Source organism: Kandleria vitulina DSM 20405, from assembly GCF_000702065.1.
Lineage (GTDB): Bacteria > Bacillota_I > Bacilli_A > Erysipelotrichales > Coprobacillaceae > Kandleria > Kandleria vitulina.
In genome coordinates this window covers 102,322-124,210 of the sequence record NZ_JNKN01000004.1, presented here as the reverse complement: position 1 = coordinate 124,210, position 21,889 = coordinate 102,322, and the positions used below count along the sequence as shown (strand labels likewise).

The 21,889-nt window shown below is 36.5% G+C and carries 21 protein-coding genes and 1 other annotated feature; all 21 genes read left to right on the top strand.

What is annotated here, in order from left to right; translation table 11 throughout:
- Window positions 1–4: 4 nt before the first annotated feature.
- The 21 genes from yihA (at window position 5) to T513_RS0101565 (ending at window position 21,874) form a co-directional block, all read left to right on the top strand.
- Window positions 5–592 carry a ribosome biogenesis GTP-binding protein YihA/YsxC gene (gene yihA / locus T513_RS0101665; protein WP_029070464.1) on the top strand — a complete coding sequence of 196 codons (588 nt, stop codon included), beginning with the start codon at window positions 5–7 and terminating at the stop codon, window positions 590–592.
- 61 nt (window positions 593–653) lie between these two features.
- Complete coding sequence (locus T513_RS0101660) at window positions 654–953, top strand: PTS sugar transporter subunit IIB (protein WP_029070465.1); 300 nt, start codon at window positions 654–656, stop codon at window positions 951–953.
- Between the two features lie 35 nt (window positions 954–988).
- Window positions 989–1,194: a binding site (T-box leader), on the top strand.
- A 31-nt stretch (window positions 1,195–1,225) separates the two neighbouring features.
- Entirely contained in the window at window positions 1,226–1,882 is a 657-nt protein-coding gene (locus tag T513_RS0101655; RefSeq protein ID WP_031588636.1) for a DMP19 family protein, read from the top strand.
- Window positions 1,879–4,500 carry a valine--tRNA ligase gene (locus T513_RS0101650; protein WP_029070466.1) on the top strand — a complete coding sequence of 874 codons (2,622 nt, stop codon included), beginning with the start codon at window positions 1,879–1,881 and terminating at the stop codon, window positions 4,498–4,500. The genes T513_RS0101655 and T513_RS0101650 overlap by 4 nt, the downstream gene beginning before the upstream one ends.
- A 159-nt stretch (window positions 4,501–4,659) precedes the next feature.
- The gene (locus T513_RS0101645) at window positions 4,660–4,821 is read left to right on the top strand and encodes a hypothetical protein (protein WP_155266052.1); all 162 of its coding nucleotides are present in this window, start codon (window positions 4,660–4,662) and stop codon (window positions 4,819–4,821) included.
- Window positions 4,822–5,066: 245 nt separating this feature from the next.
- The gene (locus tag T513_RS12345; RefSeq protein ID WP_164474014.1) at window positions 5,067–5,231 is read left to right on the top strand and encodes a hypothetical protein; all 165 of its coding nucleotides are present in this window, start codon (window positions 5,067–5,069) and stop codon (window positions 5,229–5,231) included.
- Window positions 5,231–5,950, top strand: a complete 720-nt coding sequence (radC, locus tag T513_RS0101635; RefSeq protein WP_238551714.1) for a RadC family protein — start codon at window positions 5,231–5,233, stop codon at window positions 5,948–5,950. The genes T513_RS12345 and radC overlap by 1 nt, the downstream gene beginning before the upstream one ends.
- A gap of 38 nt (window positions 5,951–5,988) precedes the next feature.
- Entirely contained in the window at window positions 5,989–6,831 is an 843-nt protein-coding gene (gene mreC / locus T513_RS0101630) for a rod shape-determining protein MreC (protein WP_029070468.1), read from the top strand.
- A complete protein-coding gene (locus tag T513_RS0101625) occupies window positions 6,831–7,364 on the top strand; it encodes a rod shape-determining protein MreD (RefSeq protein WP_051654345.1) in 534 nt (177 codons plus the stop codon). Before mreC ends, T513_RS0101625 begins: the two co-directional genes overlap by 1 nt.
- Window positions 7,365–7,539: 175 nt before the next feature.
- Window positions 7,540–8,364: a 30S ribosomal protein S2 gene (gene rpsB / locus T513_RS0101620; RefSeq protein ID WP_029070470.1), complete on the top strand. Its 825-nt coding sequence runs from the start codon at window positions 7,540–7,542 to the stop codon at window positions 8,362–8,364.
- 61 nt (window positions 8,365–8,425) lie between these two features.
- Window positions 8,426–9,313, top strand: coding sequence for a translation elongation factor Ts (gene tsf / locus T513_RS0101615; RefSeq protein ID WP_029070471.1), 888 nt, complete (start codon window positions 8,426–8,428; stop codon window positions 9,311–9,313).
- A gap of 135 nt (window positions 9,314–9,448) precedes the next feature.
- Window positions 9,449–10,165: a UMP kinase gene (gene pyrH / locus T513_RS0101610; protein WP_029070472.1), complete on the top strand. Its 717-nt coding sequence runs from the start codon at window positions 9,449–9,451 to the stop codon at window positions 10,163–10,165.
- Window positions 10,166–10,171: 6 nt separating this feature from the next.
- On the top strand, window positions 10,172–10,717 hold the full coding sequence (frr, locus tag T513_RS0101605) for a ribosome recycling factor (RefSeq protein ID WP_029070473.1): 546 nt from the start codon (window positions 10,172–10,174) through the stop codon (window positions 10,715–10,717).
- 220 nt (window positions 10,718–10,937) lie between these two features.
- Window positions 10,938–11,744, top strand: a complete 807-nt coding sequence (locus T513_RS0101600) for an MBL fold metallo-hydrolase (protein ID WP_029070474.1) — start codon at window positions 10,938–10,940, stop codon at window positions 11,742–11,744.
- Window positions 11,741–13,075 carry an MATE family efflux transporter gene (locus T513_RS0101595; protein ID WP_031588631.1) on the top strand — a complete coding sequence of 445 codons (1,335 nt, stop codon included), beginning with the start codon at window positions 11,741–11,743 and terminating at the stop codon, window positions 13,073–13,075. The genes T513_RS0101600 and T513_RS0101595 overlap by 4 nt, the downstream gene beginning before the upstream one ends.
- A gap of 115 nt (window positions 13,076–13,190) precedes the next feature.
- Window positions 13,191–13,937, top strand: a complete 747-nt coding sequence (locus tag T513_RS0101590) for an isoprenyl transferase (protein ID WP_031588630.1) — start codon at window positions 13,191–13,193, stop codon at window positions 13,935–13,937.
- A complete protein-coding gene (locus T513_RS0101585; RefSeq protein WP_031588629.1) occupies window positions 13,934–14,710 on the top strand; it encodes a phosphatidate cytidylyltransferase in 777 nt (258 codons plus the stop codon). Before T513_RS0101590 ends, T513_RS0101585 begins: the two co-directional genes overlap by 4 nt.
- A gap of 49 nt (window positions 14,711–14,759) precedes the next feature.
- The gene (locus T513_RS0101580) at window positions 14,760–15,908 is read left to right on the top strand and encodes a 1-deoxy-D-xylulose-5-phosphate reductoisomerase (protein WP_029070478.1); all 1,149 of its coding nucleotides are present in this window, start codon (window positions 14,760–14,762) and stop codon (window positions 15,906–15,908) included.
- 1 nt (window position 15,909) lies between these two features.
- A complete protein-coding gene (locus T513_RS0101575; protein WP_031588628.1) occupies window positions 15,910–16,995 on the top strand; it encodes a M50 family metallopeptidase in 1,086 nt (361 codons plus the stop codon).
- 12 nt (window positions 16,996–17,007) lie between these two features.
- A complete protein-coding gene (locus T513_RS0101570; protein ID WP_031588627.1) occupies window positions 17,008–21,330 on the top strand; it encodes a PolC-type DNA polymerase III in 4,323 nt (1,440 codons plus the stop codon).
- An 82-nt stretch (window positions 21,331–21,412) separates the two neighbouring features.
- On the top strand, window positions 21,413–21,874 hold the full coding sequence (locus T513_RS0101565) for a ribosome maturation factor RimP (protein ID WP_029070481.1): 462 nt from the start codon (window positions 21,413–21,415) through the stop codon (window positions 21,872–21,874).
- Window positions 21,875–21,889: the final 15 nt, after the last annotated feature.

The following is a 21,889-nucleotide window of genomic DNA, read 5'->3' as shown; positions in this document are numbered from 1 at the left end:
GCCTATGTATACAATTAAGAAAGCAGAATTTATGCTTTGTGCTGCCTGGTCATCTCAGTGGCCAGATGAATCATTGCCAGAGTTTTTATTGGCTGGTCGTTCCAATGTAGGAAAGTCAAGCTTTATTAATACAATTACTGATGTTAACGGTCTTGCCAAGGTGTCTGCGACACCTGGTAAGACACGTACTTTAAATTTCTTTAATGTCAATGATGAATTACGTCTTGTCGATGTACCTGGATATGGTTATGCTAAAGTGCCTGATCGTATTCAGCAGCAGTTTGGTGAGATGTTTGAAACATATTGTACTGAAAGAAAGAATTTTAAGGCTATGTGTCTTCTTGTTGATTATCGTCATCCACCTAAAGATGATGATATTACAATGTACGAATATGCGAAATATTATCATATTCCCGTCATTGTTGTTGCAACAAAAGAAGATAAGCTAAAGCGCAATGATCTTGTTAAAAACGAAAAGCGTATCAAGGAAGATTTAGGCTTTGATGAAAATGATTATTTCATTAGATTCTCTAGCTTAAAGAAGAAAGGTGTCGACGAAGTTTGGAATACAATTCTTAAGCTTTGTGACTAAGTCACCTTTCTTTTTCTTATATATTCCTTTATAATAAAGGTATCAAAAGAGGAGAGAGCATATGGTTAACGTTTTACTTTGCTGTGCATCGGGAATGTCTACTAGCCTTCTTGTCGAGAAGATGCAAAGAGCAGCAAATGAAAAAGGCATTGACGTGCACATCTGGGCTGTCAATGCTAATGAAATTTCAGAACAGGTTAAGAAGGCTGATGTCGTCCTTCTTGGTCCTCAGGCGCGTTACGCTAGGGATCAGATTATGAAGTTTGTTGGGGATACGCCTTGTGAACTGATCAGTATGAGGGATTATGGCATGATGGATGGAGAAAGTGTGCTTGAGCATGCACTATCTCTTATTCAATAATGCGTTTGACATTTACGTGCCACTTTGATAAAATTGAATTCGCAATGAAGAGGAGGAGTACACTTATTTTCTTTTCAAGAGAGTTCCTGGCTGGTGTAAAGGAATAAAGAGGAAAGTGGAAGGTAGCCTTGGAGCCAATTCTATGAATGAAGTAGTAGAGTTCGTATGACTGCGTTAAAGTCTTGAGGCATAATTCACATTATGTAAAAAAAGGTGGTACCACGAGCAAATCGTCCTTTACGATTGCTCGTTTTTTTTTGTAAGGAGGACATATGGTTATCTTAACAGGAGTACAAAGAAATGAGCAGGCTATCACAATTATCTGGATTTTCTTCTTTGTCATAATGGCATTCATTGCAGTGTTTCTTATTACACGTATTTCTGCTATCAGAAAGAAAAGACGCATTGCGAATGAAAAAGCTGAGCAGGAATATCAGACACTGAAAGAATGCTATTCGCATTTGACACCTGAAAAAATTGATGATTGTGCCGATGATCAGCTTCCAAGTGCTGTCATTCTTGAATGTCAACGTAAAGAGGAAGAAGATGAAGATCATTATTATGAATCATTAAATGAGGTAGAAAAAACAATCTATGGCATTTATCAGCTTAACCAGACTATCGGAGGAAACTCTGGAATTCGTTCTTTTTTTATGTCACCGGCATTATCTGATTATGTAGATGATATAGAAAACTGTTTTGAACGAGTAGGCGCTCATGACATTGCTTCATTATTGAAAGGGGCTAAGCATCTTTATGATGTTTTAGAAAATGACGCAGAAGATAATGAAGAAGGAGATTATGCAACTTATAATTTCTCAGATTTTACCCATGAATATAAGACATTGATTGCAGGTACTAATTTTAATAAGAAAGTCATTTCTTATATTCGTTTAAACAAAGCATTATTTAAAGGAGACGAACGATGAAAGAATTAGCAAGTTCATATGATCATAAAAAAGTAGAAGAAGGCAAGTATAAGACCTGGGTAGAAAAAGGATATTTTGAAGCAGGAGATACTTCAAAGAAACCTTATTCTATTGTTATTCCACCACCAAATGTTACTGGTAAATTACATTTAGGTCATGCATGGGATACAACTTTACAGGATATGATTATCCGCTATAAAAAAATGCAGGGCTATGATGCTCTATGGCTACCAGGTATGGATCATGCTGGTATTGCTACACAGGCTAAAGTAGAAGCCAGAATGAGAGAAGAAGGTCTTTCTCGTTATGATTTAGGTAGAGAAAAGTTCTTAGAGAAAGCTTGGTCTTGGAAAGAAGAATATGCTTCTATTATTCGCTCACAGTGGGCTAAACTAGGACTAGCATTGGATTATTCTAAAGAACGTTTTACATTAGACGAAGGTTTATCTGATGCAGTTAAGGAAGTCTTTGTTTCTTTATACAATAAAGGACTAATCTATCAGGGAGAACGTATCATCAACTGGGATCCAGTACAGCGTACAGCTCTTTCTAATATTGAAGTTTATCATGAAGACACTAAGGGTGCGATGTACTACTTCAAATATCAGATTGAAGGTTCTGATGAACAAGTAGTAGTAGCTACTACTAGACCTGAAACAATGTTTGGGGATACTGCTATCTTTGTTCATCCTGATGATGAAAGATATACTCATTTAGTAGGAAAGAAAGCAATCAACCCAGCTAATGGTGAGGCATTACCAATCATGGCTGATGACTATATTGAACTTGGCAAAGGGACTTCAGTTATGAAATGTACACCAGCTCATGACCCTAATGACTTTGCTTTAGGTAAGAAATATGGTTTGGCTATGCCAATCTGTATGAATGATGATGGTACAATGAATGAACTTTGTGGTAAATATGAAGGCATGGATCGTTTCGAATGTCGTGAAGCATTACTTAAAGACTTCGAAGCTGCAGGTGTTGTTGATCATATTGAAGAAATCGTTCACCCAGTTGCACATTCAGAAAGATCACATGCAATTGTTGAACCTTATTTATCTAAACAGTGGTTCGTAAAAATGAAACCATTAGCACAGCAGGCATTAGCTAATCAGAAAACAGATGACAAGGTTACATTCGTACCTGATCGTTTTGAAAAGACATATAGCCAGTGGATGGAAAACATTGAAGACTGGTGTATTTCACGTCAGTTATGGTGGGGTCATCAGATTCCAGCATGGTATAACAATGAAACTGGTGAAGTTTATGTAGGTAAAGATGCTCCTGAAGATATTGAAAACTGGACACAGGATTCAGATGTATTGGATACATGGTTCTCTTCTGCATTATGGCCTTTCTCTACAATGGGATGGCCTAATGAAGATGCTGAACTCTTCAAGAGATATTTCCCAACTGATACATTAGTTACAGGTTATGATATCATCTTCTTCTGGGTATCAAGAATGATCTTCCAGTCATTAGAATTTACTAAGAAGAGACCATTCAAACATGTTCTAATTCATGGTCTTATCCGTGATGAACAGGGTAGAAAGATGTCTAAATCACTTGGTAACGGTGTAGATCCAATGGACGTTATCGATGAATATGGTGCAGATACATTAAGATTCTTCTTAACTAACAACACTGCTCCTGGACAGGATATGAGATATGTTCCTGCTAAGCTTGAAGCTATTTCTCATTTCATCAATAAGATCTGGAACAGTGCGAGATTCGTATTAATGAACATTGATGAAAACATGACTTGGGATGATGTTAAGCTTGAAAACTTAAATCTTCCTGATCAGTGGATCTTAAATAGATTAAATGAAGTCATTGAAGATACAAATGCTAACATGGACAAATTTGAATTTGGTAATGTAGGAAGTGAACTTTATGACTTCATCTGGAATGAATTCTGTAGCTGGTATATTGAATTAGCAAAAGAAACATTAAATGGTGATGATGAAAAAGCTAAAGCAGCAACTCAGTCTACTCTTGTTTATGTTCTTAATAGCATTGTAAGACTTCTTCATCCATTTATGCCATTTGTAACTGAAGAAATCTACCAGTCAATTCCACATGCTAAAGAATCAATCGTATTAGCTTCATGGCCAGAAGTGAATCCAGCATTCTCTAATAAGACTATCGATAGCCAGTTCACTTACTTGATTGATATTGTTAAAGGTATTCGTGAAATCAGACATCAGTATGTGATCAAGAACAGTGTAGAAGTTGATTACACAATCACTACTAACACTGATGGACTTGAAGGACTATTAAATGATATGGCACCATTCATCAAGAAATTATGTAATGCAATCTGTGCAGGATATAATATGGATGTTGCTAAAAACAGTGCTAACTCAGTGATCAAGGGTGGTAATACTCTTCATATTGACTTAGGTCAGTATATCGATATGGAAGCTGAAAAAGAAAAAGCGAAAAAAGAAATTGCAGCTCTTGAAAAGGAACTTGAAAGATCTAAGAAGATGCTTTCAAATCCAAACTTTGTCAACAAGGCTCCAGCAGCTAAGGTTGAACAAGAAAAAGCAAAACAGGCTGATTACTTAGCTAAGTATGAAGCTGCAAAAGAAAAGCTTGCAAACTTCGACTAAGGAATGTTCATTTGAACATTCCTTTTTTATATAAATTTCAATCTTAAAAAAACAATGCAATTGAAGCAGTACTCCAATTAAAATATGGACAAAAGAAGTTTTTACATTATTCTTTCAGAAGGTGTAATTTATGATGAAAATAAAGAACCAGGAGATTCTATGGCTAATTACTGTTCATTAACAAAAGAAGAATTTCAAATCACAAAGAATGATATTGTCTTAAAAGATTGGAAAACAATTGAATGGAATACTATTGAAAATGTAGATATGCAAAATGATGAATTTATATCATCTAAGATGTTCACTACACAATCGTGTTAGTTTTTTGAAATCTTCTCAACGGATAAGACTCTTTTAACAAATGGGGAAGTCATCTATTTATATGTCAATTGGATTATATGTCAATTGGAACTTTGTTGCTGGGTTAAGTGGGAATAAGAAGATCTATGAAAGAATAAAAGATATAAGATTCTAGAAGAAGAACATGATTATGTTCTTTTTTTAGTAATTATTATTTATTTGATGAATAAATAAATAGGGGCAAAACTTCAGAAAGGAGAGAAAGCATGTATGAATTATCTGAACAGGAAATGATGCAGGTCAATGGAGGAGGAACACTTAAGTACATTATTTATGCGATCTTTGGGGCAGCTTTCTATAAGCTATGGCGTTCTAAGCGTGGACGTGTGTCTATTCCAAAATTCATTCAGTTAGAATGGGGGAGCGACTAGTGGGCAAACGCCCACTCGCTTTACCTATGATTAAAACGTTATCTATTGAAGAGCATCCTAGAGAAAAGGCACTTTCTATAGGAATTGATCAATTAAGTGATGAAGAGTTATTGGCTATTGTCTTAAGGACAGGCAATAAGAGTGAGAATGTTATCGAATTATCTAAAAGACTTTTAGGAGAAATAGGAGGAATCGTGCATTTAAAAGATGCCTCTTATGGTAAACTGATTTCCATGAAGGGCATCAAGAAAGCCAAAGGCGTAGAATTGATGGCTATATTAGAAATTGGTAAACGTATTTATGAGGCAACTGATATACCGGTGATCTTTGATTCTCCGCATGCGGTATTTAATTTGATGAAAAGTGAAATGATGCATCTTAAGCAAGAGCATTTTGTGATACTCATTTTAGATCAGAAGCATCGCTTGATTTTGAAGAAGACGCTCTTTATTGGCAGTATCAATGCGTCACTTATTTCTATGAGAGAAATATTTTTAGAGACACTTTCTTTTAACGGCGTTGCGCTGATTGCGATTCACAATCATCCTAGTGGGGATGCAAGACCAAGCATTGAGGATGAGGAAGTGACGAAACGACTGATGGAATCAGGGAAAATGATGAATGTGAAGGTTCTTGATCATATCATTATAGGATGGAATGAGTTCTATAGTTTTGTAGGAAAGCGTCTTTATAATGAACATGATGTAATTGCATTTTAGCAGTGTATATTTTATAATAGTCCCACGAGGTGAGGAATGTGTTCAACGATAAAAACAAAAAAGCGAATAAGAGAATGTTTATCGTGACGATTGTCCTTGTTGGGGCGAGTGTAATCTCCCTTTTGACAAGTACGAATGTTGTACCTGGATTTGGGGTTGTAAAAGATGCAGTTTCTAATATTGAATATTATATTTTTAAGGCACCAATTGATGGACTTGGCAATTTGGCATCTGAATATGCTGCATTGAAAGATGTCTATAATGAAAACAAGAAATTAAAGAAATCCTTGGATAATTATGCAAGAGAGCTAGCTTATAATAAGCAGCTTGAGAAGGAACTTGATGATTTAAAATCTATTACGAACATTAAGAATTTGCCTACTGAATATACATTGTCATATACTACTGTAATCAAGAGAGATTCTGAGGCCTGGGATAGTACAGTTATGATCAATTCAGGAAGCCAGTCAGGCATCAAGAAAGGTATGGCAGTCATGAGTGCTAATGGCATGGTTGGTGTGATTACACGTGTAGGTGCTGTTTCATCTGAAGTGCGTCTATTATGTACAGAGAACACAGGATTCCAGCTTCCAGTGATGATTCAAAGCGGCAAGGATACGCTTTATGGCTTACTTAATGGTTATGATACAGGAACTCACTGTTTTAAGATTCAGCTTTTATCGACAGCTTCTAAAGTTGAAACCAATGCTGAGGTGTTAACAAGCGGTCTTGGTGGCAGCGATAAGACACCTAAGGGTATTTTGGTTGGTAATGTTAAGGGATTTACTAATGATAATGCATCTACTGGGAAAATCATTGCTGTTAAGCCAAGCGCAGATTTTGATAATCTAAATTATCTTGCTGTTGTAAAGAGGAAATAATGATGAGAAACAGATTGATTCGTAGTTTTATTATTATGGTAATTGCTTATCTCATCGATGGTCTGATTGTCTACTTGTTGCCATATCCATTTACAAGACAGGGCGCAATTATTGTACCTTCATTAGGTCTTATTTGTTTTACTATGCTTGTTAATGATCTAGATGACAGTACTGAAAGATATTTCTTTTCAGCAATCTGTGGACTTTACTACAGTATTGTCTATTCTAATGCGCTAGCAGCTTATGTATTGATTTATATTATTATCGCTTTTGTACGTACGAAGTTTTTCTCTACCAACAGATTTGGTTTTATGCAGTTTGCGGTATTTGCTATGTCAATTGTTGCTTTCAAGGAAGTTTTTATCTACGTGCTTGAATTTATTGTGAGAGCAACTTCGTTTGCATTCTATCTCTTTATTTTGCAAAGACTCTTGCCAACAATGTTAATCAATGGCATTCTTTCATTGTTAGTGTATGCCATCTATCCAAAGCTTGGTATTAGTAAAGAAGGAAATACATATTTAGAAAGATAGGGGACACCTATCTTTTTTATATTTCTTATTAATGATGCTTGTATTTCTTATAAGATTATGTTATATTCATTGAGGTGTTTTAAATACACACACTGTGAATTCTCTTGACGAGTGCCTGAAAGGGTGTCAAAAGTTAGAAGCAGTGGAGGAAAAAACGAAAAGGAGGAAATTACACATGTCAGTAATTTCAATGAAAAGACTATTAGAAGTTGGTGTTCATTTCGGACATCAGACAAAAAGATGGAACCCAAAAATGGCTCCATACATTTTCACATCAAGAAACGGAATCTATATCATTGACTTAAAGAAGTCTTCTGAAAAGATCGATGAAGCTTACAAAGCAATGATGGATATCGCTGCTAAAGGTGGAAAAGTATTATTCGTAGGTACTAAGAAACAGGCTCAGGAAGCTGTACAGGCTGAAGCTGAAAGATCTGGTTCTTACTATGTTAACTCTCGTTGGTTAGGTGGTACTTTAACTAACTTCAAAACTATCACTAGAAGAATCAAGAGATTAATCGAATTAGAAAAAATGGAAGAAGATGGTTCTTTAGAAAAGTATACTAAAAAAGAAGCTATCTTAATGATGAAAGAAAAAGCTAAGTTAGAAAGAAACTTAGGTGGTATCAAAGATATGAAGAAGCTTCCAGATGCTTTATTCGTAGTTGATCCTAAAGTTGAACATAACGCTGTAGCTGAAGCTAAAATTTTAGGTATCCCTGTATTCGGTATCGTTGATACTAACTGTGATCCTGATGAAGTTGATTACATCATCCCAGCAAATGATGATGCTATCAGAGCTGTTAAGTTAATCGTTGCTTCTATGGCAGATGCTATCTGTGAAGCAAAAGGTGAACCAACAACTGTTGCTTACTTAAAAGATGAAGAAGAAAAAGAAGTAACTATGAACGATGCTGTTGCTTCTGTTGAAGAAAACAGAAACAGAGGTCCAAGATACAAGAACGCTCGTAGAAACAATAGAGGACCAAGAAATAACTAATAACGTTCACAAATAAGGAAGCTTCCGCTTCCTTATCATTATATTAACGGAGGAAAAAGAAATGGCTGTAACTGCAAAATTAGTAAAAGAATTACGTGAAAAAACTGGTGCAGGTATGATGGACTGTAAAAAAGCATTAGATGCTACTGACGGTAACATCGAAGCTGCATTTGACTGGCTTAGAGAAAAAGGTATCGCTAAGGCAGCTAAGAAAGCTGATAGAATCGCTGCTGAAGGTTTATCTGCTTTCGCAATTAAAGGAAATACTGCTGCATTAGTAGAAGTAAACTCTGAAACTGACTTCGTTGCTAAGAATGAAGAATTCAAAGAATTAGTAAACTTAATCGCTAACGTTGCTGCTGATAATAAATGCGCTGATGTTGAAGCTGCATTAAAATTAGATGTAGATGGTAAAGATCTTGAAACAGTAATCGCTGAAAAGACTGGTAAGATTGGTGAAAAATTATCTTTAAGAAGAATCGCTGTTATGGAAAAAACTGATGAAGAAGCATTCGGTGCTTACTCACACATGGGTGGATCTGTTTCTGCATTAGTTAAGATTTCAATTGATGATGCTGAAAAAGCAAGAGACATCGCTATGCACGTAGCTGCAAGTGCTCCTCAGTTCATCTCTGAAGAAGATATCCCTGCAGACATTCGTGAAAGAGAATTAACTGTATTAAAAACTCAGGCTGAAGAAGAAAATGCAAAAGCTGCTAAACCAAAACCAGCTCAGATCATGGAAAAGATCATCATGGGTCGTTTAAAGAAAAACTTCAAAGAAATCTGCTTAAATGATCAGGAATTCATCAAAGATCCAGATCAGACTGTTGAAAAATACTTAGGTAAAGGTAAAGTATTAGAAATGGCACGTTTCAAAGTTGGTGAAGGTATCGAAAAGAAAGAAGACGACTTCGCTGCTGAAGTAGCTGCACAGGCTGGACTTTAAAATTGATTGAGAGACTTTTTGTCTCTCTTTTTTTACGCAAACATTTGCTAGTATAGGCTTTTTTATTGAGTCTATAAATTGTTGACGTGATTCTAATATTCAATTAGAATGTATGTATGAGAAAAGGAGATTCTTATGAAATATAATAGAGTTTTACTTAAAATCAGCGGGGAAGCTTTAGCTGGTGAAAAAGGTACAGGTATTGATCCTAAAGTTGTAGCAGATATCGCTGCTCAAATTAGAGATGCAAAAAATCTAGGTGTAGAAATCGCTGTTGTATGCGGTGGTGGAAATATCTGGAGAGGAAAGACTGGTGCAGACATGGGCATGGAAAGAGCTAATGCTGACTACATGGGGATGTTAGCAACTATCATGAACGGTCTTGCATTACAGAACGCACTTGAAGCTCTTGGCGTACATACACGCTGTATGACAGCTATTGAAATGAAAGAAGTTGCTGAACCATATATTAGAAGAAGAGCTGTTAGACATCTTGAAAAAGGTAGAATTGTTATCTTTGCAGGTGGTACAGGTAGCCCTTACTTCACAACAGATACAACTGCTGCATTAAGAGCAGCTGAAATCAATGCTGATGTTATTCTTATGGCTAAGAACGGTGTTGATGGCGTTTATTCAGCAGATCCTAAGATTGATCCAACAGCAACTAAGTTTGATAAGCTTACTTACTTAGATGTCTTAAACAAAGACTTAAAGATCATGGATCAGACAGCTATTACATTATGTAAAGACAATGATATTGATTTATCAGTTTTCAATATGCAAAAAGAAGGCAATATTGCTTTAGCTTGCGAAAATAAAGTAGATGGAACTATCATCTCGAAGGGAGAATAATAAATAATGATTGATGAAGTATTATTAGAAGCAGAAGAAAAGATGGAGAAGACTGTCGCTAATTTCTCTAAAGAACTATTAAACATCCGTACTGGTAGAGCTAATCCTTCAATGCTTGAATCAGTTATGGTTGAATACTATGGTGCACCTACACCATTAAACCAGGTTGCAGGTATCAGCGTATCTGAAGGTCGTCAGTTAGTAATCAAAGCTTACGATAAAAGCTCAATGAAAGATATCGAAAGAGGAATCTATGAAGCTGATTTAGGCTTAACTCCTCAAAATGACGGTAATGTTATCAGAATCAATATTCCACCTCTAACAGAAGAACGTCGTAAAGAATTAGTTAAGCAGGTTGGAAAGATTGCTGAAAGAGATAAAGTAGCATTAAGAAACGTCAGAAGAGCTGCTAATGATGATGTAGAAAAATCAGGCGAAACTGAAGATGCTATCAAGCAGGGTAAAAAAGATGTTCAGGATTTAACTAACAAATATGTTAAGAAAATTGAAGACATCGCTAAAGAAAAAGAAAAAGATTTAATGACTGTATAAAAATGAGGCTGGTGGTAACATCAGCCTTTTTCATTAGGAGAATACTATGATACGAGCATATAAAACATCAGATATAAAAGACATGATACTTATCTGGAATATTGAATTATAATAATAGTAAAGGACTGATCTCAGTCCTTTTTCCTTTTGTTGACACAAAATCAAATAAATTGATATAATGTTATTGACACGGTGTCAATAATAAAAGGAGAATCATAAAATGAATGTAATCATTAATAAAAAAGGACAGGCTGTCCCTGAAAGAGTAGAACATATTTCCAAGCAAGATTTCGATAGAATTGATGGTACAGAAGTACGTTGGTTAGCTGGTGGAGGAGCGATGATTAATAGCAGGGGAACTGTTATTATGATTGATCCTGTTTTAGAAGGATTTGATATGCCTCTTGCTTGTGAAATCCCTCTGGCAATACATGACGTTAAAAAAATAGACGGTTATCTTGTGACACACATAGATAATGATCACTTTTCAAGAGCAACATTAAATGATACAAAATCTCATACAAAAAGCTGGCACGCCCCAAAGTATGTGGCACAGGAAATGGTCAAAGAAGGCGTTGAAGGTATTGGCCATGATATTGGAGAAACTTTTTCAATTGATCACATTCAAATCAAATTAACGCCAGCACTTCACAACTGGCAAAACGAGCATCAGAAATGGCAGTATAGAAAATGGGAAAAAAAAGATTATTGTGGTTTTTATCTAGAAACACCTGATGGAACAATTTGGATGCCAGGTGACTCAAAGCTTTTAGATGAACAGCTTTCTTATAAAGAACCTGATGTGATTTTGTTGGACTTCTCAGACAATGAATGGCATATCACATTTGAAGGAGCATTAAAGCTTTGTGAGACTTATCCAAATGCAGTACTTATTCCTATTCATTGGGGAAGCGTTGATGCTCCAGACTGGTCTACATTCAACGGTAATCCAATCGCTTTAAAAAAAGCAGTAACTAATCCTGAGCGACTGAAAGTTCTTGTGCCTGGAGAGGCTTATCAATTATGAAAATAACTTTTACTAGAAAAGAACTTGTCGCCATGATTGTTCCATTGTTTTTAGAACAGCTGCTGGTGATGCTTGTCGGTATTGCGGATACATTCTTTATTAGTCAGGCTGGCGAAGCGGCGGTAGCAGGTGTATCTTTAGTTAATCAGTTTAATACTGTGTTTATTTATCTTTTTACAGCACTTGCCTCTGGCGGTGCTGTTGTTATCAGTCAATATTTTGGCAACAAGGATAAGGCTCGTTCTAGTGAAGCATCAGGACAATTACTGATGTTTTCCATGATTTTTTCTATTATGCTTATGTTCCTCGTCTTAATTGGCAACCGAATAATATTACAGCTTCTTTTTGGAAACGTAGAAAAAAATGTCATGGATGCCTGTGAGACATATCTTCGAATCTCCGCATACTCATATCCGGCATTAGCTTGCTATAATGCGGGAGCAGCACTTTTTAGAAGCATGGGAAAGACAAGTGTTACCATGTATACTTCTATTGTCGTTAACATAATAAATGTGATCGGTAACTACATTGGAATCTATATTTTACATGCTGGTGTAGCAGGGGTAGCTTATCCCTCATTTATTGCTAGAACAGTTGCTGCGATTATCATAACTGTACTTTGTTTTAATCAGCGATATGCTATTAGTTATCAGATGGAATCAATATTTAAGATCAATCGCACGATGTTAAATAAAATTCTTCGTATCGCTATCCCTAATGGCATTGAGAATGGAATCTTTCAGCTAGTCAAGGTGGCACTATCAAGTATCGTTGCACTTTTTGGTACATATCAGATTGCAGCTAATGGAATAGCACAAAGCATATGGTCTTTAGCAGCTCTTGCCGGTGCTACATTTGGTCCCATTTATATCACTGTAATTGGACAGTGTATGGGCGCATCCGATGTTAAATCAGCATCGTTCTATTTTAAAAAATTAACACAAATTACCGTGCTCTTTTCTGTAGCCTGGAATGCGATAGTATTTTTATTAACACCACTCATGCTTAGATTTTACAGTTTAAATAGTGAAACAGTTGCATTAACACTTATGCTAGTCGTCATTCATAATATCTTCAATGCCTTCGCATTTCCTTTTTCAGGATGTCTTGGTAATGGACTACGCGCAGCAGGAGATGTTCGTTTTACAATGATAGTTTCAGTTGCATCAACAATTGTCGTTCGCCTTGTGCTCTCTTATTTATTTGGTGTCGTAATGAAAATGGGAGTCATCGGCATCGCATGGGCAATGGTATGTGATTGGAGTGTAAGAGCTGTTCTCTTTATTTGGCGCTATAAACAAGGAAAATGGCAGACAATGCGCGTAATCTGATATTAAAGAAGTCAATCATCATATTGACTTCTTTTTTAAAAAGATAGGCCATTCAAGTTATTTCATGTTGCCTGAAGTTTTCAGTATGATATAATGGCAAAAGAGGTGGAAATCTATGATTTTTAAGAAAAAAACAAAATCCTACGACTTAGATATGAATAATATTCCTCAGCACATTGCTTTTATTATGGATGGAAACGGTCGTTGGGCTAAAAAAAGAAAGATGCCAAGAACATTTGGTCATCATGAAGGAACAAAAACTATTCGTTCTTTAGCATTAGAAGCGAATCGTCTTGGTGTCAAGGCTATGACTGTTTACGCTTTTTCTACTGAAAACTTTAAGAGAGATCAGAAGGAAGTAGATTATATTTTCCGTCTTCCTAAAGAATTCTTCTCATTGTATTTAAAAGAACTTATTGAAAACAATGTAAGAATTCAGCTTATTGGTCATTTAGAAAGGGCACCTAAGGAAACGCAGGATATTATCAATGCTGCAATTGAGAAGACAAAAGATAATACAGGATTATCACTTGTCTTTGCATTCATCTACGGAGGTAGAGATGAAATTGTACAGGCTACAAAAGCTATTGCACAGGAATATAAAGATGGATTGATTTCAATGGATGATATTGATGAAAACCTCTTTGAGAATCATTTGATGACAGCAGGTCTTCCTCCTGTTGATCTTATGATCAGAACAAGTGGAGAATGCCGTTTATCAAACTATCTTCTTTGGCAGTTAAGCTATTCAGAATTTATTTTTGTAGATACTCTATGGCCTGACTTTAATGAAGAAGAGCTTCATAAATGCATTTACTATTACCAAAACAGAGAACGAAGATTCGGAGGAGTACTTAAATGAAACAGCGTATCATAACGGGTCTTCTGCTAGCCCTAGTGTTGATTCCAGTCGTTGTTGTAGGATCAGTCAGCTTTCAGATCGCTATGGCACTTATCGCTGGTGTAGCAACATTTGAACTATTATCTATATGCAAGAATCCTAAAGCGCATATCTATCTATATGGGATAGTTGGCTTCTTCTTGTTCTATAGTATCTTTACAAGCAATAAGACAGTTGTACCAAGCATCAATATTGCGATCTACTTGATTGTTCTGCTTGTCTGCGGCATCTTTGATGCCGGCATTGATTTTGCCAGATTAGGCTATTACTTTACTGGTGGAACACTAGTCGCATTAGGATTGCATATGGTCTATGTCATGCGTATGCACCTTGGTTTATCTTATGTCTTATTATTGGCTATTGCTACTCTTGGAGCTGATACTTTCGCTTACTTTGTAGGTCGTTCTATCGGTAAGCATAAGCTTAATCCAAGATTATCTCCTAATAAAACAATTGAAGGTTCTATTGGCGGTATCATTTGTGGTGGTACTTTAGCATTAGCTTTTGGTTTCTTAATGAAAATGCCATTATCTTTATGGCAGTTAGCTGTAATAAGTTATGTCTTATCTTCTACAGGACAGATTGGTGATTTAACTTTCAGCAGCATCAAGCGCTACTTTGATGTCAAGGATTATTCGCAGATCTTCCCTGGACATGGTGGGGTACTTGATCGTTTTGATTCAATTATCTTCAATGCGATGGTATTAGGACTATTGCTTAATATTTTACTATAATGAATCTCTTATTTATTAAGAGATTCTCTTAATTTGAGGAGGTCACTTTATGAAAAAAATTACTGTTCTTGGCGTTACTGGATCCATTGGAACACAGACTGTTGAAGTTGTCTTAGAACATCCTGATCAGTTTGAAATCATTGCCATGTCAGCTGGACATAATATGAAGGTCTTAAAAGACATTATGGCAAAGCTTCCAGTAAAGCATATTGCGGTTATTGATGAACAGGATGCGATTGCATTATCTAAAGAATATCCTGATCGTCATTTCTATTATGGTGATGAAGGACTATTAACAATCGCAACATTAGAAGAAACTGACATTGTCTTAAATGCTATTGTTGGATTTGCTGGATTATTGCCTACAATGGAAGCTATCAAGGCAAAGAAAAATATTGCCATTGCCAATAAAGAAACACTTGTTGTGGCTGGACATCTTATTATGCCGCTTGTTAAAGAATACGGCATTGAACTTTTACCAGTTGATAGTGAACATAGTGCCATCTGGCAGTCTATGAGAGCAGGTCATCATGGAGAAGTCAGTAAGATTCTATTGACATGCAGTGGGGGCAGCTTTAGAGATAAGAGTCTTGAAGAACTCAAGAATGCCACTGTAGAACAGGCCCTCAATCATCCAAACTGGAGCATGGGTGCTAAAATTACAATTGATAGTGCCACTTTGTTTAATAAGGGATTAGAAGTCATGGAAGCCAAATGGCTTTTTGATGTAGACTATGATGATATTGAAGTGCTCATTCATCCTGAAAGTGTTCTGCACTCAGCAGTAGAATTTAGCGATACTGCAGTCATCGGTCAGATGGGAACACCTGATATGCGTCTTCCTATTCAGTATGCTTTGACTTATCCTAATCGTTGTGACTTAAAAGCGGAACGTCTCTCATTATCGGATATTGGTACACTTCATTTTAGAAAACCAGACACTACACGTTTCCCTGCATTGAAACTTGCCTATGAGGCAGGAAGAACAGGAGGCAGTATGCCTTGTGTACTAAATGCGGCTAACGAAGTAGCCAATTTACTTTTTAGAGAAGGACATATTAAATTCCTTGAAATTGTTGATTTGGTTAAGGATGCTATGGATCATCATGAAGTGGTAGAAAACCCATCACTAGATGAACTATTGCTCATTGATCAAAAAACAAGAGCATATGTAAAACAGAAAGCAGGTGTTGCATAACATGCAGATTATCATTAACCTTATTGTTTTTCTATTTATCTTAACTACTATTGTATCCATTCATGAATTTGGACACTTCATTGCTGCAAAGATCTTTGGAGTCTACTGCGGTGCCTTTTCTATTGGTATGGGGCCTAAGATTTTTCATAAGAAAGGAAAGGAAACGGAATTTCAGATTCGTGCTCTTCCTATCGGTGGCTTTGTGTCAATGGCTGGAGAAGCTGATCAGGAAGACAATGAGGAATTCAAGGATCTTCCTGTTGAAAGAACATTAAAAGGCAAGAAGACTTATCAGAAAGTCATCATCTTCTTAGCTGGTATTTTCATGAACTTTGTCTTGGCCATTGTTATTATGCTCGTCTTAAACGTGAGCGTTGGTACAACACCAGTCAATAACTGTGTTATTGGACAAGTATTAAATGATACACCAGCACAGAAGGCAGGGCTTAAAGTCAATGATCAGATTGTTGCGATTACTGATCAGAATACGCATCAGGAATTTCCTGTTGAGAGTATTGAAGGATTAAATAAAGCTTTAACTGGTGATGCCCATAACAATGAAAAGACGGTATCACTTATTGTCACTATCAAAAGAGATGGGAAGAAACAGGATGTCCCAATGAGTGTAACTTATCAAAAAGATGCAGCAGGATATAAGCTTGGCATTATGCAAAAGACACGTCGTCTTGGTATTGGAGAAGCATTTACTAATACATTTACGACAATTGGTACAATGTCTTTAGCTATCTTTAATGCTTTGAAGCTTTTAGTTGTCAATTTCACTTCAACTGTAAAACAGATGAGTGGACCAGTTGGTATTTATAAGGTAACTGCTTCAGTTACTGAAAATGGACAGGTAGCTGAAATCTTCTATTTGATGGCACTGTTGTCTGTCAATATTGGTATCTTTAACTTGATGCCAGTGCCTGGTCTAGATGGTGCTCAGACACTCTTTGCGATTATCGAAGGGGTTATTGGTAGAGAATTGCCAATTAATGTGAAGTATGCATTACAGGCTGCTGGACTTGGTTTAATTTTATTATTGATGTTCTATATTACATTCCAGGATATTATCAAACTATTTTAAGGAGGAATTTACATGGACAAAATGGCGATCTTGCTTAAGCAGTTAGAGCTAAGCAATGTACCACATCTTTTATCTTCAAAGATAAAGCGTGTTATCGTACATCATGATGATCATTACACCTTCTTCATTTCATCTGCTCAATTATTGCCATTAGATGAAGTGACACGTCTATTAGATTCACGTAATCACTTCCCATATCCAACTGAATTCTTCTTTGAAACAAAACAAAGCTTTGATGAAGCAGAGGTTCTTGAATACTCTGCTTTTATCTTTGAGAAGCTCGCAATCAGATATCCAGAGATTGCGACAGTAGAAAAGAAGGATTTGTCTTTTAAGAATAATGTGCTATTGATACAGGCTATCAATGTGATACAGGTGAATCAGTTTACAAACTTGTATCCTGTATTTGAACATTATTTCCAGATGTTTGGTCTTCATATTTCATTTAAGACTTACATTGATAAAAACAATGAGGATTATAAGGCATTAGAAGAAGAACTTAATCATCCTGCTGATGCTTATGTTAGTCCTGAAGCATTAAAGATGGTCTCATCAAGTGCACCTGCACCTTCTCATTCTTTTGAAAAGGGGAAACAGCGTTCTTATAAGAAAGAATATACACATGTCAAGATGTGTGAAGTTGATATGAATATCAGAGATGCGATGGTACAAGGGTACTGCTTCAAGGAAGAAACAACGCAGTTGAAAAGCGGAAAGCATCTTCAGACACTTTATGTGACTGATTATACTGATAGTATTATTGTAAAACGTTTTGAAAGTAAACGTGTCACTAAGGAAGATTTAGATCAGCTTAAAAAAGGTGGCAAATGGATCAGAGTCAAGGGTCAGGTAGAATATGATAAATTCTCGCAGGAACAGATTATCATGGCTCGTGATATTGAGATTATTCCTTCTCCAAAAGAAAGAGAAGATCAAGCAAAAGAGAAACGTGTTGAATTGCATATGCATTCCAACATGTCTACACTTGATGGTATGAATCCCGTTGCGGATTATATAAAGCAGGCTGCAAAATGGGGACATAAGGCTGTTGCGGTTACTGATCATGGTAACGTACAGTCATTCCCAGATGCACAATCAGCTGCTAAAAGCAATAATATCAAGATGATTTATGGGGTAGAACTCAATATGATTGATATGGACTTTACAAGTGTCATGAATGTAAGTTCTATTCCTCTTAATGATTTAACCTTTGTTTCATTCGATTTGGAAACGACAGGTCTATCGCAGATTGATGACCACATCACTGAATTTGGTGCAGTCAAGATCAAGAATGGATTGATTGTAGATCGTATGCAAAGCTTTGTAAAATCACCAAAGCCAATCAGTCCTAAGATTTCGGAGTTGACAAGTATTACCAATGAAGATATCAAGCATGCACCTACTATCGAAGAGCTTATGCCTAAGATTCTTGAATTCTTTGGTGATCATCTGCTTGTAGCGCATAATGGTAAATTCGATATTGGTATGCTTGATAAGGATCTACGCAATATGGGACAAGAACCAATTCAAAATACCTGGATTGATTCGCTTCCTCTAGCTAGACATCTTATTCCTTTGATGCGTTCTTATCGATTAGGAGCAGTATGTAATTATTATAAGATTCCTTATGATGGGGAAGAAGCACACCGTGCTGACTATGATGCGGAAGTATTGGGGTTAGCTTTTAACAGTATGGTGGAAGATATGAAGAAGAGAGGCATCCAGGATGTCAATGAGATCAATGATCTTCCTATTGAAGAAAGCTATAAGCATGCTTTCCCTTATCATATGACCGCTATCGCCAAGACGCATGATGGATTAAAGAATATGTTTAGAATTATTTCTTTGGCTAATACAAAGTACTTCTATCGAAGTGAACGTATTCCTAGAGCTGAACTAGAACATTATCGTGATGGCTTGCTTTATGGTTCATCATGTCTTAACTCGAAGGTCTTTGAAATTGCTGCTACAAGAAATATTGAAGAATTACGTGAAGAAATTCGTTTCTATGATTATATTGAAATACAGCCATTGGTGAATGCTGAATGTCTTGTCTATAGACATCGCTATGAATCATTGGAAGATATTCAGAAGATCTATGAACGTATTATTCAGGTAGCCAAGGAAGAAGGAAAGATCATTGTCGCAACAGGGGATGTTCATTTCTTAAATCCAAGTGATAAGATTTTTAGGGATGTCTTTATTTCCAATGATAAGCTGCAGATCAATGGTCGTCCTCATCCACTTCTTGTAAGAGGGGATCCAAAGGCATTGACTCCTGATTGTTATTTTAGAACAACAGATGAAATGTTGAAGCTGTTCCCTTATTTGAGTGATGAAGAGACTTATGAGTATGTTGTTACAAATACCAATAAGATTGCTGATCTTTGTGATGATGAGATTCAGGTTGTTAAAGATAAGCTGTATCCACCACACATTGAAAACGTAGATCAGAAGTTCAAGGATCTTTGTTATGATACAGCTCATCGTCTTTACGGTAAGGAGCTTCCTGAAGTTGTTGAAAAGAGACTTGAAAGAGAAGTGTCAAGTATCATCAAACATGGATTCGCCGTTATCTACTATATATCTGCACTCCTAGTTCATGCATCCAATGATGATGGTTACTTAGTAGGTTCACGAGGCTCCGTTGGATCTTCGTTTGCAGCCACAATGTCAGGTATATCTGAAGTGAATCCATTGCCGCCACATTACCGTTGTCCACATTGTCAGCATTCTGAGTTCTTTGAAGATGGTGAGATTGCCAACGGATTCGATTTACCAGATAAACGCTGTCCGGTCTGTGGTACATATATGAAAGGTGATGGACATAATATTCCATTCGAAACCTTCCTTGGATTCAACGGGGACAAGGTTCCAGATATCGATCTGAACTTCTCAGGTGAATATCAGCCAAAGGCACATGCCTTCTGTCGAAAAATCTTTGGAGAAGCTCATTCCTTTAGAGCCGGTACCATTGCCACTGTCGCTGAAAAGACAGCCTATGGTTATGCTAAAGCGTATGCTGAACGTTTAGGTATCGAAGATACCATCAGCGGTGCGGAACTGCAGCGTCTTGCAGACGGATGTCAGGGTGTTAAACGTACAACTGGACAGCATCCAGCCGGCATTATCGTTATTCCAGATGATATGGAAGTCTTTGACTTCACGCCATATCAGTATCCAGCTGATGATGTCAATGCAGCATGGAAGACAACGCACTTCGATTTCCATAAGATCCATGACAACGTTCTTAAATTCGATATCTTAGGACATGTCGATCCTACTGTTACACGTAAACTACAGGATTTAACAGGAATTGATCCAATGACTATTCCTACTAATGATCCTTATGTCATGAGTCTATTTACAAGCTCTAAGGCATTAGGTATTGATCTGTCTTATATGAACTGCAAGAGTGGGGCTATTGGTCTTCCTGAATTCGGTACGCGTTTTGTCCGCAGTATGCTTGATGCAACTCAGCCTAAGTCATTCAATGACCTTGTCATTATTTCTGGGTTGTCCCATGGTACTGATGTTTACTTGGGAAATGCGGAAACCTTGATCAAGACGGGAACTTGTACATTGTCCAATGTCATTGGGTGTCGTGATGATATCATGGTTTATCTTATTGAAAAAGGTCTTCCTAACAAGGACGCTTTTGATATCATGGAAGTTACCCGTAAAGGGAAAGCACCAAAAGTCTTCCCTGATAAGGGATATGTGGAACTTATGCAGAAGAACAATGTTCCACAATGGTATATTGATTCTTGTTTGAAGATTAAATACATGTTCCCTAAGGCCCATGCGGCAGCGTATGTATATTCTGCTTTGCGTATTGCCTGGTGGAAACTTTATTATCCTAGAGAATATTATACGGTCTATTTTACAACACGTTGTGATGCCTATGAGATTGAGACAATGATCAATGGGAAAGAAGCAACATGGAATAGATATCAGGAAATTCTTCATTTGAAGTCTGAAAACAAGACTTCAAATAAGGATGAAGCATTGATTACAGTTTTTGAAGTATGCATGGAAATGTTTGATCGTGGCTATCATTTTTCACCATTATCTTTAGATAAGAGTGATTCTCGTTCCTTTACTTTAGATAAAGATGATCCATTTGCGATTGTTCCACCATTTACATCTATTGATGGTCTTGGTGATTCTGTAGGGGATACAGTGATTGCGGCGAGAAATGAACATGAGTTTACTTCTGTGGAAGATGTCAAGAAGCGTACAAAGCTTTCTAATACACATATCGAGACATTAAGTCGTATGGGCGTGCTTGATCATTTATCTGAAAGTGATCAGTTATCTATATTTGACTTGTAGTATTAATTATGCTATAGTGTTCTTGTGATAAGATTACAACGAGAGGGGCGACCCTCTCGTTATTTATTGAACTGGAGGTTTTATGCTAGAAAAAATCAAACTTGCAATTGTTCCATTAATTGAAGCACAGGATTGTTATTTAGATGATCTTGTCTATGAAAAAGAAGCAGGAGAGATGTATCTTCGTGTCTACATTGAAAAGAATGGAGATAACTTAGATATGGATACTTGCGTTGCTGTCAGTGAAGCTGTCAGTGAAAAGCTTGATGAAATTGATGTCATCAAGGATGAATATTATCTTGAAGTGTCATCACCGGGGATTGAGAAGCCTTTGAGAACATGGGAAAAAGTTGTTGAAAATGTTGATTCGTATGTTCACATTGACTTCAAGGATCCTAAGGAAGGTATGCATGAAGTAGAAGGTACTATTCTTTCAGCAGAAAATGAAATCATTCTTTTACAGTATTTTGTGAAAGGAAGAAAAAAGAAAATTGAGATTCCTTATGATAATGTACGTTTCATAAGATTGGCTGTTAAGTTTTAAGGAGGATTATTGAAT

Bases quoted from the DNA above. Each gene is read 5' to 3' on its own strand.
- T513_RS12345 (WP_164474014.1), top strand. From the start codon at position 5,067: ATGTATGAATTATCTGAACAGGAAATGATGCAGGTCAATGGAGGAGGA.
- T513_RS0101645 (WP_155266052.1), top strand. From the start codon at position 4,660: ATGGCTAATTACTGTTCATTAACAAAAGAAGAATTTCAAATCACAAAG.
- T513_RS0101575 (WP_031588628.1), top strand. From the start codon at position 15,910: ATGCAGATTATCATTAACCTTATTGTTTTTCTATTTATCTTAACTACT.
- tsf (WP_029070471.1), top strand. From the start codon at position 8,426: ATGGCTGTAACTGCAAAATTAGTAAAAGAATTACGTGAAAAAACTGGT.
- T513_RS0101650 (WP_029070466.1), top strand. From the start codon at position 1,879: ATGAAAGAATTAGCAAGTTCATATGATCATAAAAAAGTAGAAGAAGGC.
- T513_RS0101590 (WP_031588630.1), top strand. From the start codon at position 13,191: ATGATTTTTAAGAAAAAAACAAAATCCTACGACTTAGATATGAATAAT.
- frr (WP_029070473.1), top strand. From the start codon at position 10,172: ATGATTGATGAAGTATTATTAGAAGCAGAAGAAAAGATGGAGAAGACT.
- T513_RS0101570 (WP_031588627.1), top strand. From the start codon at position 17,008: ATGGACAAAATGGCGATCTTGCTTAAGCAGTTAGAGCTAAGCAATGTA.
- T513_RS0101600 (WP_029070474.1), top strand. From the start codon at position 10,938: ATGAATGTAATCATTAATAAAAAAGGACAGGCTGTCCCTGAAAGAGTA.
- T513_RS0101625 (WP_051654345.1), top strand. From the start codon at position 6,831: ATGATGAGAAACAGATTGATTCGTAGTTTTATTATTATGGTAATTGCT.
- T513_RS0101655 (WP_031588636.1), top strand. From the start codon at position 1,226: ATGGTTATCTTAACAGGAGTACAAAGAAATGAGCAGGCTATCACAATT.
- T513_RS0101595 (WP_031588631.1), top strand. From the start codon at position 11,741: ATGAAAATAACTTTTACTAGAAAAGAACTTGTCGCCATGATTGTTCCA.
- T513_RS0101565 (WP_029070481.1), top strand. From the start codon at position 21,413: ATGCTAGAAAAAATCAAACTTGCAATTGTTCCATTAATTGAAGCACAG.
- T513_RS0101660 (WP_029070465.1), top strand. From the start codon at position 654: ATGGTTAACGTTTTACTTTGCTGTGCATCGGGAATGTCTACTAGCCTT.
- pyrH (WP_029070472.1), top strand. From the start codon at position 9,449: ATGAAATATAATAGAGTTTTACTTAAAATCAGCGGGGAAGCTTTAGCT.
- rpsB (WP_029070470.1), top strand. From the start codon at position 7,540: ATGTCAGTAATTTCAATGAAAAGACTATTAGAAGTTGGTGTTCATTTC.
- yihA (WP_029070464.1), top strand. From the start codon at position 5: ATGTATACAATTAAGAAAGCAGAATTTATGCTTTGTGCTGCCTGGTCA.
- T513_RS0101580 (WP_029070478.1), top strand. From the start codon at position 14,760: ATGAAAAAAATTACTGTTCTTGGCGTTACTGGATCCATTGGAACACAG.
- T513_RS0101585 (WP_031588629.1), top strand. From the start codon at position 13,934: ATGAAACAGCGTATCATAACGGGTCTTCTGCTAGCCCTAGTGTTGATT.